General features: G+C 65.7%; 15 protein-coding genes and 1 pseudogene. 8 read left to right on the top strand and 8 right to left on the bottom strand.

Annotated elements, in window-relative coordinates:
* Positions 1 to 23: 23 nt before the first annotated feature.
* Positions 24 to 185 (top strand): annotated as a pseudogene (locus tag C486_RS22835) (trimeric intracellular cation channel family protein); the annotation flags it as partial.
* 35 nt (positions 186 to 220) lie between these two features.
* Here C486_RS22835 and C486_RS14180 read toward each other — a convergent pair.
* Positions 221 to 565, bottom strand: coding sequence for a hypothetical protein (locus tag C486_RS14180; protein ID WP_008457257.1), 345 nt, complete (start codon positions 563 to 565; stop codon positions 221 to 223).
* Between the two features lie 385 nt (positions 566 to 950).
* Positions 951 to 1133 carry a hypothetical protein gene (locus C486_RS14175; protein WP_206536974.1) on the bottom strand — a complete coding sequence of 61 codons (183 nt, stop codon included), beginning with the start codon at positions 1131 to 1133 and terminating at the stop codon, positions 951 to 953.
* 171 nt (positions 1134 to 1304) lie between these two features.
* Here C486_RS14175 and C486_RS14170 point away from each other — a divergent pair, with 171 nt between their 5' ends.
* Both C486_RS14170 and C486_RS14165 read left to right on the top strand, forming a co-directional pair.
* Positions 1305 to 1568, top strand: a complete 264-nt coding sequence (locus C486_RS14170; RefSeq protein WP_008457254.1) for a hypothetical protein — start codon at positions 1305 to 1307, stop codon at positions 1566 to 1568.
* Complete coding sequence (locus tag C486_RS14165; protein ID WP_008457253.1) at positions 1561 to 1893, top strand: hypothetical protein; 333 nt, start codon at positions 1561 to 1563, stop codon at positions 1891 to 1893. The genes C486_RS14170 and C486_RS14165 overlap by 8 nt, the downstream gene beginning before the upstream one ends.
* A 186-nt stretch (positions 1894 to 2079) precedes the next feature.
* On the opposite strand, the gene C486_RS14160 is transcribed toward C486_RS14165, so the two are convergent.
* Positions 2080 to 3054: a CPBP family intramembrane glutamic endopeptidase gene (locus C486_RS14160; protein WP_008457252.1), complete on the bottom strand. Its 975-nt coding sequence runs from the start codon at positions 3052 to 3054 to the stop codon at positions 2080 to 2082.
* Positions 3055 to 5211: an ATP-dependent protease LonB gene (gene lonB / locus C486_RS14155; RefSeq protein WP_008457251.1), complete on the bottom strand. Its 2157-nt coding sequence runs from the start codon at positions 5209 to 5211 to the stop codon at positions 3055 to 3057.
* A 294-nt stretch (positions 5212 to 5505) separates the two neighbouring features.
* On the opposite strand from lonB, the gene C486_RS14150 reads away from it, so the two are divergent.
* Together C486_RS14150 and C486_RS14145 are read left to right on the top strand one after the other, a co-directional pair.
* Positions 5506 to 6024, top strand: a complete 519-nt coding sequence (locus C486_RS14150; protein WP_008457250.1) for a nicotinamide-nucleotide adenylyltransferase — start codon at positions 5506 to 5508, stop codon at positions 6022 to 6024.
* An 83-nt stretch (positions 6025 to 6107) separates the two neighbouring features.
* Entirely contained in the window at positions 6108 to 6926 is an 819-nt protein-coding gene (locus C486_RS14145) for an SAM hydrolase/SAM-dependent halogenase family protein (protein ID WP_008457249.1), read from the top strand.
* A 39-nt stretch (positions 6927 to 6965) separates the two neighbouring features.
* Here the strand turns inward: C486_RS14145 and C486_RS14140 are convergent, their stop codons facing one another.
* Both C486_RS14140 and thsA read right to left on the bottom strand, forming a co-directional pair.
* Positions 6966 to 7337 (bottom strand): HalOD1 output domain-containing protein, encoded by a 372-nt coding sequence (locus C486_RS14140; RefSeq protein WP_008457248.1) that lies wholly within the window; start codon positions 7335 to 7337, stop codon positions 6966 to 6968.
* A 117-nt stretch (positions 7338 to 7454) separates the two neighbouring features.
* Positions 7455 to 8999: a thermosome subunit alpha gene (gene thsA, locus C486_RS14135; RefSeq protein ID WP_049910588.1), complete on the bottom strand. Its 1545-nt coding sequence runs from the start codon at positions 8997 to 8999 to the stop codon at positions 7455 to 7457.
* Positions 9000 to 9159: 160 nt separating this feature from the next.
* Here thsA and C486_RS14130 point away from each other — a divergent pair, with 160 nt between their 5' ends.
* Positions 9160 to 10020 carry an amidohydrolase family protein gene (locus C486_RS14130; RefSeq protein ID WP_008457246.1) on the top strand — a complete coding sequence of 287 codons (861 nt, stop codon included), beginning with the start codon at positions 9160 to 9162 and terminating at the stop codon, positions 10018 to 10020.
* Between the two features lie 36 nt (positions 10021 to 10056).
* On the opposite strand, the gene C486_RS14125 is transcribed toward C486_RS14130, so the two are convergent.
* Positions 10057 to 11400: a glycerate kinase type-2 family protein gene (locus tag C486_RS14125; protein ID WP_008457245.1), complete on the bottom strand. Its 1344-nt coding sequence runs from the start codon at positions 11398 to 11400 to the stop codon at positions 10057 to 10059.
* A 178-nt stretch (positions 11401 to 11578) separates the two neighbouring features.
* Between C486_RS14125 and C486_RS14120 the strand changes: the two genes are divergently transcribed.
* Positions 11579 to 12022, top strand: coding sequence for a DUF5518 domain-containing protein (locus tag C486_RS14120; protein ID WP_008457244.1), 444 nt, complete (start codon positions 11579 to 11581; stop codon positions 12020 to 12022).
* A 144-nt stretch (positions 12023 to 12166) separates the two neighbouring features.
* On the opposite strand, the gene purH is transcribed toward C486_RS14120, so the two are convergent.
* Complete coding sequence (gene purH / locus C486_RS14115) at positions 12167 to 13798, bottom strand: bifunctional phosphoribosylaminoimidazolecarboxamide formyltransferase/IMP cyclohydrolase (RefSeq protein ID WP_008457243.1); 1632 nt, start codon at positions 13796 to 13798, stop codon at positions 12167 to 12169.
* Positions 13799 to 13975: 177 nt separating this feature from the next.
* Between purH and purB the strand changes: the two genes are divergently transcribed.
* Positions 13976 to 15361, top strand: coding sequence for an adenylosuccinate lyase (purB, locus tag C486_RS14110; protein ID WP_008457242.1), 1386 nt, complete (start codon positions 13976 to 13978; stop codon positions 15359 to 15361).
* Positions 15362 to 15367: the final 6 nt, after the last annotated feature.

Below are 15367 nucleotides of genomic sequence, written 5' to 3'. Positions count from 1 at the left end.
CCATCAGAGATGTGTATAAGAGACAGGTGCTCGGCGGCGGGACGTACTGGGTCATCACCCTGCTGGGGGGCACCGGCAGCGTCGCCGCGGCGATCTGTGCGGCGGTGACGGTCGGAACGCGCATCGCCGCCGTCACCTACGGCTGGACGCTCCCGACGGCGCAAGTGCTCCGGATGAGCGCGTGAGCGACGACCGAAAGCCCATCGGTTGCCGTACTCGTTCAGTTCGCACGCCAGACCGCATAGATGTAGCAGCCGAGTCCGAGAAGGACCAGCAGCGACGAGAGACCGTCGACGACGGCCGACTGCGTGAGGACGGCACCGATAGTCAACACACCGCCCGCGACGAGACAGCCCGCGGCCGCGGTCAGCGCTGTCCGCGGTGCCGACCGCTGCCCGTACAGCATCGCCCCCACGGCGATCGCGACGATTCCGAAGACGAGTTGCGTAACCGTCGCCGCCAGCGGATCGTTCGTGATCGTCGCGTAGGCGAACACGGCGAAGTACCCCAGAATGAGGCCGGTAACCGCTCGAGAGCGGGTCGTCGATCCAGCAGGCAGTTCCATGCGCTACCAACCCACTCCCGACCCTTAGCAGTTGTTACAATTGTTCAAGGCGAAAGCCCACGGCCTTAGCCGTGGATGAAGCCGACACGATTGAGGATTTGACCGGGCTGTACGCGCTGGAACGCACGCTCGGGGTCGGAACCGGACGGCGACCGTTGAACACCCTACGCGAAAGCGTACTTGAGAGGCGAGGAAACGCGCAATCTTGAACTCCCCTTCGGGAAATCCCATCCCTTCATGATGGGAAGGAGCCAAAAAGACGGATTCGTCTCAATGCACGTCATTGCTTTCGCTGAGCAGGGCTGCGAGAACCACACCCGATTCACTCAATGGCCTGCTCGTTTCTCAAACTGGATCCCGTCTCGTCAGTTTTCGCTGAACGTTCTCAGTCGTCTTCACAGACCACGTCACGCAGTTCCGTCAATAGCTCTGGATGGTTCTCTTCGAGAAGCTGCACATCCTCGGTTAGCTCTTCGTTGATCTTTCGTCTGACGCGCGAAACTGCCTGATAGTACCGGTCCGACTTCTCATCGGCGTCTAACAACTCACGCTCGGTGTCCGTGAGCATCGCTCTTCGCCTCGCCATTTCTTGGTTGTCCGGTTCCAGCGCCATTCGTATATATGGTAGCGTTCCCGCATCTGAAGAACCCCATAATTGGCAACAGGAAGCGCGAGATGCCCCAGAAAGTAAGGCCGGTGTTGAAGGCACCGACCCCGCGCTTCGTGCGCTCCACGAAGCATGAAGAAATCCAATATCGCGGCACAAGAACGTGCCGACACGGACTGCAGTTCTGGCCTCGACGTCCTCAGTAACGGTCTCGTCATCGCCGAGATGAATGACCGATCGCTCGAGGTCAAGGGCATCGAAAAGGAGAACGACTGGAGCGGTGTCGGACGCCATGGATATCTGACTCCATCGAGGCCAGTATGGGTCTTGATCCCGACGGCAGCCGTACGATCGGTGATCGCAGGGGACGCAGCGGAGGGCCAGTTCGATGGCTGACGACAGCGATGATGATCAGATTCAGGCACTCGCAGGGGTTGGTCGGGACTTGCTGTCCTTCGAGTTGGAGGCAGCGGCTGCCAACCTCTACTACGAGTTCCAGAAAGCCTCAAAGAAGGCGCGGAACGCTGACCGCATCACCGAGGCTGACGCTCGGCGGCTGGCCCACGCGATCGAACGTGCCGACATGTTCGTCGATGTACTCTACGATGCCTGTCCCGAGGCCGACCGTCCGCCTGCTGTTGAGGATCTACTATCAGGCGAGGAGCTACAGGAGATTACCGCGCGAAACCCGGTTCCTGATCGTGACGATGCAGACCAGTGACACCCGTTGACCGCCGTACTGTCCGTACCGACGACGGCGGGGCGACCCACGATACGAGGTCGGACCAGTGTCAGAACTCATAGGAGACGACGAGGGTCACCGGGAGACATAACTCATGCGAGACGGAGGGGTCGGCACGAAAAACGCGGTGCAGACTGCAGACCGAAATCGTGCTTGCAACGACCCTTAGCCTTCGAGGGGTGCCGCCCACTCGAGACCGATCCCTTCGTGGACGACGAACTCGAGGGCGTTGATCAGGTAGTGGGCGACGACCATCACCAGGAGACTCCCGGTGACGATGAAGACGGCCGCGAGGACGAATCCGAGGAGTCCGGTGACGACGATGCCGACCGAGCCCTGCATGCCGTGGCCGAGCGCGAACGCGATCGAAGACCCGACCGCGAGCAGCCACGGCGAGAGTCCGTAGCCGGCGGCGGCGGGGACGCCGATCAGCGCCGCCCGGAAGAGGAACTCCTCGAAGAAGGCGATGATCGGGAGCACGCCCACCAACAGGACGAGCCAGCCCGCGAGCGAGTCGGGAGACAATAGCTCCCGGAGTGCCTCGTTGTGGTCGAATCCGACGCGGGTCGCCGCCGCCCCAGCGAGTTCGTTCGCGACGTAGAAGACGCATCCGGCGGCCGTCCCCCAGAGCAGCCCCGATCGGAGATACGCGACGGACAACTCGATCCCCAGCGCCGCGGCTGGAACGGCAGTGTAGACCGCGGCCCCGAGTAATACGAGCGCGAACAGGCCCTGCGAGAAGGCGACGTTCGCGAGAACCAAACCGGTCGACAGCGAGTCCGGATCGACGCCGCGGTCGGCCGGCCGTCGCTGCCCGTGTGACTCGAGCGACACACCACGTGAATCGCCCGCGGCATCGGACGGGGTATCGGCGGAGCGATCGTCTCGCGCCGACTCACTGTCCCTCGCGACGGCCGGCCGCTCGTCCCCGTCCGAACCGGCCGCCGACTCGGCGTCAAGCGACTGCGAGGTATCCGTCCCGTCGACCGTCTCGGCGACGGTCGTCGCGTTCGCCCGGGGTTCGCCGTCGCTCGAGTCGGGATCGCCGTCGGGAAACGCGGACTGTGTCAGATGCGATAAAACGAGCAGGAGCGCGAGGACGACGCCGGTGATGCCGATGAACGTCGCCCACTGCGCCATTTACTGCGGGCTCGGGTTCGACCCGCCGGCGGAGCCGACGGTGCCCTGATCGAACGCCGTCCCGGTGATCGACTTGAGACGGTCGACCAGCGAGTCCTTCTTCGGCTCGCCCATCAGGGCGACGTCCAAGACCTCGCTGATGTTCGCACAGGGGATGATCTCGATCATGTCCTCGTACTCCTCTTCGATCATCACGTCCTGTTCGTTCGCTTCAGGGATGATGACCTTCGTACAGCCCGCCTTGGCGGCGGCCTCGATCTTGTGGGTGACCCCACCGACCGGGAGGACGTCACCCCGCACCGACAGCGAGCCGGTCATCGCGACCGACTGGTCGACGGGGATGTTCTCCAGTGCCGAGATGACGGCGGTCGCGACCGTGATGGAAGCGGAGTCGCCGTCGACACCCTGTTGGCCGGCCTGGACGAACTGGATGTGGATGTCCTTCTCCGAGAGATCGACGTCGGAGAACTTCTTGATGATCGCGGAGACGTTCTGGACCGACTCCTCGGCCATCTCCTGCAGTTTGCCGGTGGCGATGACCTGCCCGCCGCCCTGTGCGGGGGCGATTTCGGCCATGACCGGTAGCATGATGCCCGAGTCCTCGCCCATGACGGCGAGGCCGTTGACGCGGCCCTCGACGCCGCCCTCGTTGACCTGCAGCTCGTAGTCCTTGCGGCGCTCGATGTAGTCGTCGGCGAGCTGTTGCTCGATCGAGCGCGAGCGTTTCTTCGCCTGCAAGACATCCTCACGGGTGGTGTACTCGCGATCCTCCGCGCGGGCGATGTCGCCCGCGACGCGGACCAGCCCACCGAGGCTGCGGAACAGCAGCGTGAGGTGGTTCTTGCGGCCCGAGCGGCGTTTCGCCTCGAGGATGAGTTCTTCGACGGCTTCGTCGGTGAAGTGAGGCAGGCGGCCGTCGCGCTCGACCTCCTGGGCGATGAAGCGGGCGTACTTGCGCCGCATCTCGGGGGTGTCCTCGATGGTGTCGTCCATGTAGACCTCGTAGCCGTACCCTTTGATCCGGTTGCGGAGCGCGGGGTGCATGTTCTCCATGGCGTCGAGGTTCCCGGCGGCGACCATGATGAAGTCACAGGGGACGGGTTCGGTCTGGACCATCGCGCCCGAGGAGCGCTCGGACTGGCCCGTGATGGCGAACTCGCCTTCCTGGATGGCCGTCATCAGCTTCTGCTGGGTGCGGATGTCGAGCGTGTTGATCTCGTCGACGAACAGCACGCCCTTGTTGGACTTGTGGATCGCGCCCGGTTCGACGCGGTCGTGGCTCGGCGTCTCCATGCCGCCGGACTGGAAGGGATCGTGGCGGACGTCACCGAGCAGTGCGCCGGCGTGGGCACCGGTCGCGTCCTCGAAGGGCGCGACGCGCTGATCGCCGTTGTTGACGATCATGTTGGGCACCATCGCATCGGTCCCGCGGGAAGTGTAGCGGAAGATCAGCCAGACGAGCCCCGCCGCGAGGATGCCAAGCAGGAGCTCTGCGCCTGCCAGAAGCGTATAGCCGATAACGACGGCGATGATGATCCACATCAGGATCGAGCGCATCTGGTTGCGCTTGCGGGCCTCCTCCTTGTGGGCGTCGATGATCTGTTCTCCCTTTCCGGCAGGAACGGTTCGAACCTTCGGTTCGTTGCCGTCGTCGGGATTGTGATAGACTAAGACGTCCTGAAGGTCCTCCTTCGGAAGCAGTTGGCTCATCGCCTTCGCCAGCATCGATTTGCCGGTCCCCGGCGAACCGATCATCATGACGTGCCGGCGCTGCTTCGCCGCCTTGATAATGATATCTCGCGCTTCGTCCTGGCCGATGACCTGATCGACGAGCCGATCGGGGACTTCGATGTCCTCGGTCGAATCGATCTTCAGACCGCCCAGCAGATCGTCCTCGGCGATCTCCTCGTCGACCTCGACGCCTGGATCGACCTCGACGGTACTCCCGAGGTCCTCGACGGTCTCGATGTCGTCGTCCTCGTCGGACGACGGCTCGAACTCGTCGATCGGATCGTCGACGTCGGTGCGACGGTCACCGTCCTCCTCGAGCGGCGACCGGTCTCCCTGACGCTCGGGCTGCTCGACGGGGTCGGTCCCATCGGAAGCAGTGTCCGAGGCGTCTTCGGGAGGGTCGTCAACGTTCGTATCGTTACTCATAGAACTCTGTTCGGTATCTGGTTCGAAGGGATTGCGACTGATATACTTTCTCCATGCGGAGGATGGTGTCAGTCGGTGATACCGGGCGGAACAGCGGTCGAAAGCGGAAAGCAGCCGATGAGACCGGTTCGTTTAATACAGTATTACCCGAGAAGGAATATATAGTTACCTGATCAGTCCCCGTCGAGCAGTGTCAGGGTCGGCGGAACGTCGGCACGGATCGATTGGGATGGCGACCGCTCGGCTTGGGGTAAACTCGCCACCCTTAAGCGCCGCGCCCGTGCAGTGACCGGCATGACTCGGGGGTTCTACATCGGTCGCTTTCAGCCCTTTCACAACGGCCATCGGAATATGGTCGAGCAGATCGCTGCGGACGTCGACGAACTCGTCCTCGGGATCGGCAGCGCCGACGACTCGCATACCGTCCGGAACCCGTTTACGGCGGGCGAACGGATCATGATGATCACGAAGTCGCTCGTCGAGTTCGATCTCGTCACCTACGCCGTGCCGATCGAGGACCTCGAACGCAACTCGGTGTGGGTCAGCCACGTCCAGAGCATGAGTCCCGACTTCGACGTGGCCTACTCGAACAATCCGCTCGTGATCCAACTCTTCCGCGAGGCCGACATCGAGATCCGCCAGTCGCCGATGTTCAACCGCGAGGTCCTCGAGGGGTCGGAGGTCCGCGAGCGGATGATCACGGGCGGCGACTGGGAGTCGCTCGTCCCCGAACCGGTCGTCGATGTCGTCGAGGAGATGAACGGGATCGAGCGCATCCAGATGGTCAGCGACTCGGACTCGAACGGGGACTGACGGAGCACGAACCCGGGTGACGAGCGAGAGCGACCGCCGCCGAATCCCCGCCGTCTTTGGGCGCTCACGCCGTATGGCCGATCATGATTACGCTCGCGTCCGACTTCGGCACGCCGTATCCGGCGGCGATGAAGGGCGTACTGGGACAGCGGACGGCTGCTAGAGTGGTCGACATCGCGCACGATTTTCCGCGGCAGGACGTTCGAACGGCGGCGTTCTGGCTTCGCGAGGTGTTGCCGTACTTCCCTCCGGCAACCCACCTCGTCGTGATCGATCCCGGCGTCGGCACCGAGCGGGCCGCGCTGGTGCTCCGTGCCGGCGATCACACGCTCGTGGGCCCGGACAACGGCGTTTTGTGCCCCACGGCGCGGCGACTCGCGGGCGGCGACGACGGCGAACTCGAGGCGTACGTGATCGACGAGGACGAACTCCGTCCTGTGGAGCCGACGATACCGTCGGAGTCGAACGACCACCGCTCACCGCGGAGTAAGACCTTTCACGGTCGGGATATCTTCGCTCCCGCTGCCGCCGCCGTTCACGACGCCGAGAGCGATGCGCTCGGCTCGCTCATGTGTCTCGAGTCGGGATCCATCACGGTCGACCTCGAGCTTCCGACGGCCGATCTCGCGGAGCACCGTGCAGTCGGCGAGGTGATGGTTGTCGACGGGTTCGGGAATGCGATCACGAACGTTCCCGGATCGTTCCTCGACGGCCGGACCCGGGTCCTAGTAAACGGCGACCCGGTTCCGGCCGTCGAGACCTTCGCGGCCGTGTCCGCGGGTGCCCGACTCGCGACCGTCGGCAGCCACGGGTACGTGGAACTCGACGTCAATCGGGGCCGCGGCGAGGAAGCGTTCGGCCTCGCGCCCGGCGATCGGGTCGTCCTCGAAGCGCCCTCATGACGGCTCAGTGGTGGTGAAACGCGGCGGTGGAACCCCGAATCACTCACCGGTCGGACCGGCGTGTGTCCGGACCGGATCGATCACGAGTTCGCCATCGGCACGGACCGTGACGACACACTGCGAAAACGTGAACGTGATCGACCCGCCACCGGCGTGGGAGCCGGCACCGCGCCAGTGAACGAGAAGGGCGTTCAGCGCGTCGGGTTCGACGCACTCGGAGAGCGCCTCGAGATCGCCCGGTTCGATCCCGAGCACCGACGAGACGGTCATGAGAAGTGCCGTACTCACCGGCTCGTACGCGCCGTCCTCACACCACGTGTGGTAGGTGCCACGATCGTCGTCGTAGTAGACGGTGCGGCCGTCAGTGGCGGCGATCGGCGTCAGTGTGTCTCGCGGAGCAGTACCGGACATAATACTTCTAACTGGTGAGTGTTAACACTTAACACTATCGGCTAATCATGATGGTTACCGGGACGAAAGCGTTCGAAGAAAGCGGGCGTTTTGAAGCGAAAACTGCGAGCAGCGACGTTATTCGGCGGCGATGACGTCGTCGATGCGAGCGATCATCGTGGCGGCCTCGGTCGCGCTTTCGATGGCCTCACGCTTGACATCGGCAGGGTCGACGACGCCGTGTTCGAAGGGATCGCCGATCGTCACCTCGTCACCCGTGGTGATCAGGCCGGCCCGGCCCTCGGCGTCGTGGGCGGCACGAAGGTCCACGAGCACGTCGATGGGGTCGCGGCCGGTGTTGGCCGCGAGCGTGCGGGGAACGATATCGACCGCGTCGGCGAAGGCCGTCACGGCGAGTTGCTTGCGACCCTCGATACCGGCGGCTTCCTCGCGGATCTTGTCCGCGATCGAGATTTCGGTCGCGCCGGCACCCGGGACGACTTCGCCGGATTCCAGCGCCGTCGCGACGACATCGAGCGCGTCACCGATGGCGCGCTCGAGTTCGTCGACGATGTGTTCGGTGCCGCCGCGGACGAAGACGGTGACCGTCTCGGCCGCTGCGCCGCCCTCGACGAACGCGAGGTCGTCGTCGCCGTAGGTCTCCGTGTGGATCCGATCGGCCGAGCCGAAGTCGGAGTCCTCGAGATCGTCGAGGTCGCCGACGCGGCGTGCGCCGGTCGCGGAGGCGACCTGCCGGGCGTCGCTGTCGCCAAGTCCCTCGAAGACGAGGACGCCCTCGTTGGCGAGTGCGTTGGCGACGCGGTCGGCGACGTCTTCGGTCGTAAAGACGACGTCGGCACCGCTCTCGGCGACGGTCTCGGCGTAGCCCTCGAGTTCGCCCTCCTCGGCGTCGATGGCGGCGTTGAGCTGGTCGATCGAGTCGATGGCGTACTCGGCGTCGACGTCGCCCGTACGGACGTCGAGTTCGACGTCCAGAACGGCGATCGACGCGTCCTCGACCGCGCTCGGCATGCCGTCGTGTGCGGGTTCCTCGTCGACGACGATTCCGGGGACGAGTTCGGTCGCGTTCGACGAGGCTCCGATCTGCGTGTGGACGGTGACGTTGTCGCGTGCGACGCCCGCGTCAGTATCGACGTGGCGGATCGCTTCGACGACCGTCTCCGCCAGCGACGCGGCGGTGAGTCCGCCGGTGCCCTTGCCAGTCATGCTCGACTCGGCGACCTGCCGGAGGATTTCGTCGTCGACGTCGGCCTCGTTGACCTGTTCGTCGATCGCCTCGAGGGCGATTCCGGCGGCCTCGTGATATCCTTCGACGATCGTCGTCGCATGGACGTCCTGCTCGATGAGGTCTTCGGCCTCGCCCAGCAGGTTGCCGGCGAGCACCGCAGCCGTGGTCGTCCCGTCGCCGACTTCCTCCTCCTGGGAGTCGGAGACCTCGACGATCATCTGTGCCGCGGGATGCTCGATATCCATCTCGTTCAGGATGGTCGCCCCGTCGTTTGTGATGACGACATCCCCGCCGGAGTCGACGAGCATCTTGTCCATACCGCGGGGTCCGAGCGTCGTCCGTACCGACTCAGCCACGGCCTTGCCGGCCATGATGTTCGACGACTGCGCGTCGCGACCCTGCGTTCGCTGACTATCCTCGCTCATGATGAACATGGGCTGCCCACCCATGCGTCGCTGTTGTGCCATCGTTGATCCTCACTAACCATGTCGTCAGCACTTCTATATAATTCTTTCCCTCCGACCGCCGCTCCGTCTTGCGATTGCGCATGTGAACGACCGCCACGGCGGGCGGCGACGGAGCCGGTAGGGAAATATGGATCGACTCGAAACGGTTCGGAAGATGCTGGAGTTGGAACACGGGTTCCGCGTCGTCGACGTCTCGACGCGACTGCCGCCGACGGACGGCAGTGGGGACCACGGGGGGCGACCAATGACGGCGGAACGACTCGAGCGGGAGATGCATCAGGCCGGGATCACGCGGTCGGTCGTCTTCCCGCCGGCGCTGGCGGAGACGAGCTATCTCGCGCCGAACAACGGCGTCGCCAGACGGAGCGTCGACCGCCCGTTCGTCGCCTTCGCCCGAATCAACGGTACCCAGACGCCAGGTCGGAACGCGACCGGCCGGCTGCGCAACGCGGTCAGCAGTCGCGAGGACTACCACACGTCCCCCGAAGACATCGAGAAGTACGCGTACGACGACCGCTTTCACGGGTTCGTCCTCGACCCCGGCGTCGACGACTACCCCGACGACGACGTCCTCGCGGCTCTGGACGATGTCGGCCTGCCGGTAATCGTCCGCGGCGGCGTCGACGCCCCGCCCGAGACGCTCGCGGACGTCCTCCTCGAGCGCTCGTTTCCCGTCGTCGTCGGCTGTTTCGGCGGCTATCCGCTCGATCAGTCGCTCATGACCGAGATGATCGATCTGCTCGCCGAATACGACGACTGCTATCTCGAGACGAGTTTCGTCCGGTATCGCGACCACCTCGAGCGGGCGCTCATGGAACACCCCGATCGCGTCTTCTTCGGGAGCGGCGCACCCGCCTGTCACCCGAACGTCGCTGTCATGGAGATTCTGACTCTCGATGTCTCGGAAGACCTGCTGCGCCGTGCCTTCTCCAAAAACGCCTGCCGCGTGATCGACCCGCTCGCGCCCGACGGAGACTACTGGCGGTGAGTCGGCCGGCTCGAGTCGTTCCGGGCCGTGTCCGGGCTACTCGATACCGATGACCCGCAGGTCGTTCAGGTTCGTTCCCGTGGGGCCGGTACAGAGCAGCCCGTCCCGGGACTCGAGGTACGGAGAGGCGTCGTTTTCCGCGAGGGCTTCGCGCGCCGCGTCGGGGTCGACGACGGTCGTCCCGTCGACCAGCGCGCCCGCCGCATCGGTCGCCCCGTCGCTGCCGTCGGTATCGACCGCAGCGACCGCGATTTCGCCCCCGTCCTCGACGCCGCCACCGGCCGCGAGTTCGAGCGCCGCGCTCGTCGCGAATTCCTGGTTCGGGCCGCCCGTCCCGTCGCCCCGGACCGTCACCGTCGTCTCGCCCCCGGAGAGCACGACGGCCGGCGGCGCGACCGGCCTGCCGGTCGCCAGCACCTCCTCGGCGATCGCGACGTGGGTCGCGGCCGCGTCGCGAGCCTCGCCGCGAACGCGCGAGGAAAGAACGATCGTCTCGTACCCCCGCTCGGCCGCTGCATCGCGAGCCGCGTCGAGAGCGGTCATGCCATCCGCGACGATGTGATTCGAAACGCTCTCGAACGCCGCGTCGTCGGGGCCGGGCGTTTCGGCGATCTCACCGGCTGCCCCGCGCTCGAGGCGAGCCTGGACGGAGACGGGGGCGTCGATCCCGTCCCGCTTGCAGACCGCGAGCGCGTCGTCGAACGTCGACGTGTCGGGTGCGACGGGGCCGCTCGCGATCACGCTCGGGTCGTTCCCGACGACATCGCTGAGGAGCACCGCGGCGACCGTCGCGGGGGCGGCGCGGCGCGCCAGTCGACCGCCCTTCAGCGCCGAGAGGTGCTTGCGGACCGCATTGACGTCGCCGATGTCGGCCCCGCTGGCGAGCAGAGCGTCGGTGGTCGTCCGGAGATCGTCGAGGGAGAGGTCCCCCGCGGGTGCGGGCAGGAGGGCGCTCCCGCCGCCGGTGATCGCCGCCAGCACGAGCGTGTCCCCGTCGGCCGCGGCCGCCGCTGCGAGGACATCGTCTGCGGCGTCGACGCCGCGCTCGCTCGGTATCGGGTGGTCACCCTCCCGGACCGTCACGCGCTCGGTCTCGACGGGATCGTCCGTGACGACGACGCCGCCGTCGATTCGATCGCCCAGGATCACCTCGAGCGCGACGGCAACGTGTGCCGCGGCGTTGCCGCCGCCGACGACGACGAGAGTGTCGTACTCGCGGAGGTCGTACGTCGCGTCGGCGATGCGGAGCGTCTCACCCTCGAGCGCGACGGTATCGCGGACGACCGTTCGGGGATGGCCCGCCTCGATGCCGGCCTCGACGCACTCGAGTGCGATCTCGCGGGCCTCGCTCGTGGCGAGGCGATCACGATTCGCGATCATAGTCACACGAACGGGGACGGCCCTGATAGCTTCGCGGCATCGACCGCGACACGTCGTGCGGTCGACCGGTGACGGCCCGCTCGCCACCGAGCGCTCGCGGTCCGATGGGCCGCCATCGACGATGAGGCAGTCGTGTCGATGGATTGTATTTATAGTTCGGCAGAAACAAGCAACGACTGTGAGCCGCACCCCGGTCCTCCGATCCCTGCTCGAAGACGACGCGTGGCGAGTGGCGCTCGTCGCCGGCGTCGCCGCGCTACCGTTTACGACCGCAAGCTACGTGCGGACAGGGACCGAGATCGATTTCGGACCGGTGTTTTACGCCGGCCTGCTGGCGGGCTACCTCTACGGATCGGGGGCGACCGACCGCTCTCGAGTCGCGACTCGCGTCGGGATCATCGGTGCGGTGCCGGTCCTCTGGCAGTTCGGCGACATGGTGCTGTACATCGGCACCGAAATGGTCTCGCCGCCGGGGTTTCGTGCGTTCACCGTCGTGATCGCGGCCGCGTTTACACTGCTCAGCGTCGGCTTTGCCGTCGTCCTCGCCATGATCGGCGCGTGGGTCGGCGACTGGCTGGGCGGAACGGTCGGCCGCATCCGAGTCCCAGGGATCGGACACTGAATGGGCCGCTGTCGGTCAGTGTCGCCGAAACGTCTGGTTCGCCGTCGCTTCGCTCAGTCGTGTCTGAACGACCGCTGACCGGTAAACGCCATCGCGGCATCGACCTTTTTCTCGATCAAAAAGCCGCTCGCTTCGCTCGCGGTTCTAATCGTGCCTGAACGACCGCTGGCCGGTAAACGCCATCGCCATGCCGTGTTCGTCCGCGGCCTCGATCACGTCCTCGTCGTTGACCGAGCCACCCGGTTGGATCACCGCTTCGATGCCCGCCTCGGCGGCCGCCTCGATCCCGTCCGGGAACGGGAAAAAGGCGTCCGAGGCCATGACCGCGCCCTCGGCGTCCTTGCCCTCGGCGTGCTCGTCGGCTTTCATCGCCGCCAGCCGAACCGCGTCGACGCGGGAGACCTGCCCCATGCCGATGCCGACCGTCTCCGTGCCGTCCGCAAAGCAGATCCCGTTGGACTTGACGTGTTTCAGGGTCTGCCACGCGAAGACCATCGTCTCGAGTTCAGCGTCGGTCGGCTCGCGCTCGGTGACGATCTCGAGGTCGGCGGCCGAGATCGACTGCAGGTCGCGCTCCTGGACGAGTCGCCCGCCGACGAGCGGTTTTTCGGTAAAGCGCTCCGTCCGTTCACCCACTTCGCCCACGTCGAGGACGCGGAGGTTATCCTTCTCGAAGAGGACCTCGAGGGCGGCGTCGGTGTAGCCGGGTGCGACGACGACCTCCTTGAACGAGTCGATGATCTGCTCGGCGGTCGCGGCATCGCACTCGCGGTTCAGCGCGACGATACCGCCGAAGGCGCTCATCGGGTCCGTCGAGAGGGCCTTCTCGTAGGCGTCGGCGAGCGAATCGGCGGTCGCACAGCCCGCCGGGTTGGTGTGTTTGATGACCGCCGCGGCGGGCTCGTCGAACTCCTTGATCAGGTTGAGCGCGCCGTCGGCGTCGTTGTAGTTGTTGTACGACAGCGCCTTCGCGCCCTCGTTCAACTGGTCGGCGTGGACGACGCTGGCCTCGTCACAGGTGTAGTCGGCGTAGACCGCAGCGTCCTGATGGGGGTTCTCGCCGTAGCGGAGTTCGTCGGCGCGGTCGTCCGAAACGAGTCGGCGGGTGGGCAGCCCCGCCGAATCCGGCGCGGTCGGGGTATCGGCGTCGACCGTCACTTCGCCCGCCTCGAGGTCGATGTCCACCGCGCTCTCGGCGACCCACTTGACCGCCCGCGGGTAGGCGCGGAACTCGCCCTCGTAGAGGACGCGCTCTTTGAGGGTGTCCTCGTCGTCGCCCTCGTAGACCGGGATCGGCTCCTGCGTGACGATCGGCCCGGCGTCGACCTTTTCCTCGACGACCGCCCCGTCCTCGTCGGTCGCATCCGTGACCACGTGGACCGTACACCCCGTCACCGAGACGCCCGCCTCGAGCGCGTCGCTCCAGGCGTCCATGCCGGGGAACGACGGCAACAGGGCGGGATGGACGTTCAGCGTCGTCGGCACCTCGTCGAGGAAGGTATTCGAGAGGATTCGCATGTAGCCGTCCAGACAGACGAGGTCGAACTCGTAGTCGCTGAGCGCCTCGAGTACCGCCTCCTCGTGCTCGCGGCGGCTCAGTTCGTCTCCGAGCGGGACGACCTCGGTCGGGATGTCGCGCTCGGCGGCGGCCTCGAGCACCGGCGCGTCCGGGTCGGTCGTCAGAACGACGGCGAACTCGGCTCCGCCCGGTTCGCGGTCGGCGATGTTCAACAGGTTGCGCCCTCGGTTGCCGGCCATCCCGGCGATTCGCGTCATGGTCTAGTCCGCACCCGCGAGCGGCAAAGTGGTTGCGGTCTCGAGCGCCGATATATACACATCCATGTATTATTACGGTCGAATTAGCTACCGGGATCGAAAAGGTATGCACGCTCGTGGTCTCGGACGGGTCACGGTATCGATACGCTTTTGCGACGGCCCGGACCAACGGCAAGTATGACCGAGACCGACGCCCTGTACGCCGTCTCGCCGCTGGACGGCCGGTACGACGGCCGGACCGCACCGCTGTCGCCGTACGCGAGCGAGGCTGCGCTCATGCGCGCCCGCGTTCGCGTCGAAGTCGAGTACCTGATCGCGCTGGCGGAACTCGAGGCGACGCCGCTGGAACTCGATCTCGACGATCGGAACCACCTGCGAGGGCTCTACCAGCACTTCGCCGAGGAGGACGCCCAGCTGATCAAGAAACTCGAGACGGAGGGCCACGCCGAGTTCGAGGCGACGAACCACGACGTCAAGGCCGTCGAGTACTTCGTCCGGCACCGACTCCCCGACGACAGCGACGCCTCGCCGTGGATCCACTTCGGGCTGACGAGCGAGGACGTGAACAACCTCGCCCACCGGCTGCTCGTCCGCGACGCCGTCAACGAGGTGCTTTTGCCACAGCTGTACGACGTTCGAGACACCCTTGCCGACATGGCACGTGACTACCGCGCGCTCCCGATGCTCGCGCGCACCCATGGCCAGCCCGCCACGCCGACTACCTTCGGCAAGGAGATGGCCGTCTACGCCGCGCGACTGGGTCGGGCGACCGGTCGCATCCGGCAGGCGACCGACGACCTGCGTGGGAAACTCGGCGGCGCGTCTGGCACGTACGCGGCCCACGTCGCGGCCTATCCCGACGTTGACTGGCAGGCGTTCGCAGCGGACTTCGTCACGGGTCTGGGCCTCGAGTTCGAGTCCCTCACCACGCAGGTCAACCCCTGTGACGATCTGGCGGCGCTGTTCGACGCTGTCCGCGGCGCGAACGACGTACTGCTCGACCTCGATCTCGATATGTGGCTCTACGTCTCCGATCGCTACCTCGGGCAGGAGGCCGTCGAGGGCGAAACGGGGTCGTCGACGATGCCCCACAAGGTCAACCCGATCGACTTCGAGAACAGCGAGGGGAACCTCTCGAAAGCGAACGCCGATCTGACCTTCCTGGCGGACTATGTCACCACCTCCCGGCTCCAGCGTGACCTCTCGGACTCGACGGTCAAGCGCAACATCGGCGGGGCCTTCGCCCACTGCCTGATCGGCTACAGCAAGACCGCTGCGGGCCTCTCGAAAGTCGTCCCCAACGAGCAGGTCATGCGCGACGACCTCGCGGACACGCCCGAGATCATCGGCGAGGCGGTCCAGACCATCCTCCGGCGCGAGGGACAGGCAGACGCCTACGAGCGCGTCAAGGCAGTGACTCGCGGCAAAGACGTGACGCTCGCGGACTTCCGCGATATGTTCGACGAACTGGACGTCGACGAGGACGTTCGCGAGGAGTTACACGCGCTGACGCCGGCGGACTACACCGGCGTCGCGAGCGAGTTAGTCGACGACCTCGAGTAGGATCGC

Source organism: Natrinema gari JCM 14663 (assembly GCF_000337175.1).
In the GTDB taxonomy this organism is placed as follows: Archaea; Halobacteriota; Halobacteria; order Halobacteriales; family Natrialbaceae; genus Natrinema; species Natrinema gari.
The sequence above is the reverse complement of the archived record's forward strand: the minus strand, read 5'-3'. Positions and strand labels throughout refer to the sequence as shown.

Coding starts and splice junctions, on each gene's coding strand:
- C486_RS14180 (WP_008457257.1), bottom strand. CDS start 565: ATGGAACTGCCTGCTGGATCGACGACCCGCTCTCGAGCGGTTACCGGC.
- C486_RS14175 (WP_206536974.1), bottom strand. CDS start 1,133: ATGCTCACGGACACCGAGCGTGAGTTGTTAGACGCCGATGAGAAGTCG.
- C486_RS14170 (WP_008457254.1), top strand. CDS start 1,305: ATGAAGAAATCCAATATCGCGGCACAAGAACGTGCCGACACGGACTGC.
- C486_RS14165 (WP_008457253.1), top strand. CDS start 1,561: ATGGCTGACGACAGCGATGATGATCAGATTCAGGCACTCGCAGGGGTT.
- C486_RS14160 (WP_008457252.1), bottom strand. CDS start 3,054: ATGGCGCAGTGGGCGACGTTCATCGGCATCACCGGCGTCGTCCTCGCG.
- lonB (WP_008457251.1), bottom strand. CDS start 5,211: ATGAGTAACGATACGAACGTTGACGACCCTCCCGAAGACGCCTCGGAC.
- C486_RS14150 (WP_008457250.1), top strand. CDS start 5,506: ATGACTCGGGGGTTCTACATCGGTCGCTTTCAGCCCTTTCACAACGGC.
- C486_RS14145 (WP_008457249.1), top strand. CDS start 6,108: ATGATTACGCTCGCGTCCGACTTCGGCACGCCGTATCCGGCGGCGATG.
- C486_RS14140 (WP_008457248.1), bottom strand. CDS start 7,337: ATGTCCGGTACTGCTCCGCGAGACACACTGACGCCGATCGCCGCCACT.
- thsA (WP_049910588.1), bottom strand. CDS start 8,999: ATGTTCATCATGAGCGAGGATAGTCAGCGAACGCAGGGTCGCGACGCG.
- C486_RS14130 (WP_008457246.1), top strand. CDS start 9,160: ATGGATCGACTCGAAACGGTTCGGAAGATGCTGGAGTTGGAACACGGG.
- C486_RS14125 (WP_008457245.1), bottom strand. CDS start 11,400: ATGATCGCGAATCGTGATCGCCTCGCCACGAGCGAGGCCCGCGAGATC.
- purH (WP_008457243.1), bottom strand. CDS start 13,798: ATGACGCGAATCGCCGGGATGGCCGGCAACCGAGGGCGCAACCTGTTG.
- purB (WP_008457242.1), top strand. CDS start 13,976: ATGACCGAGACCGACGCCCTGTACGCCGTCTCGCCGCTGGACGGCCGG.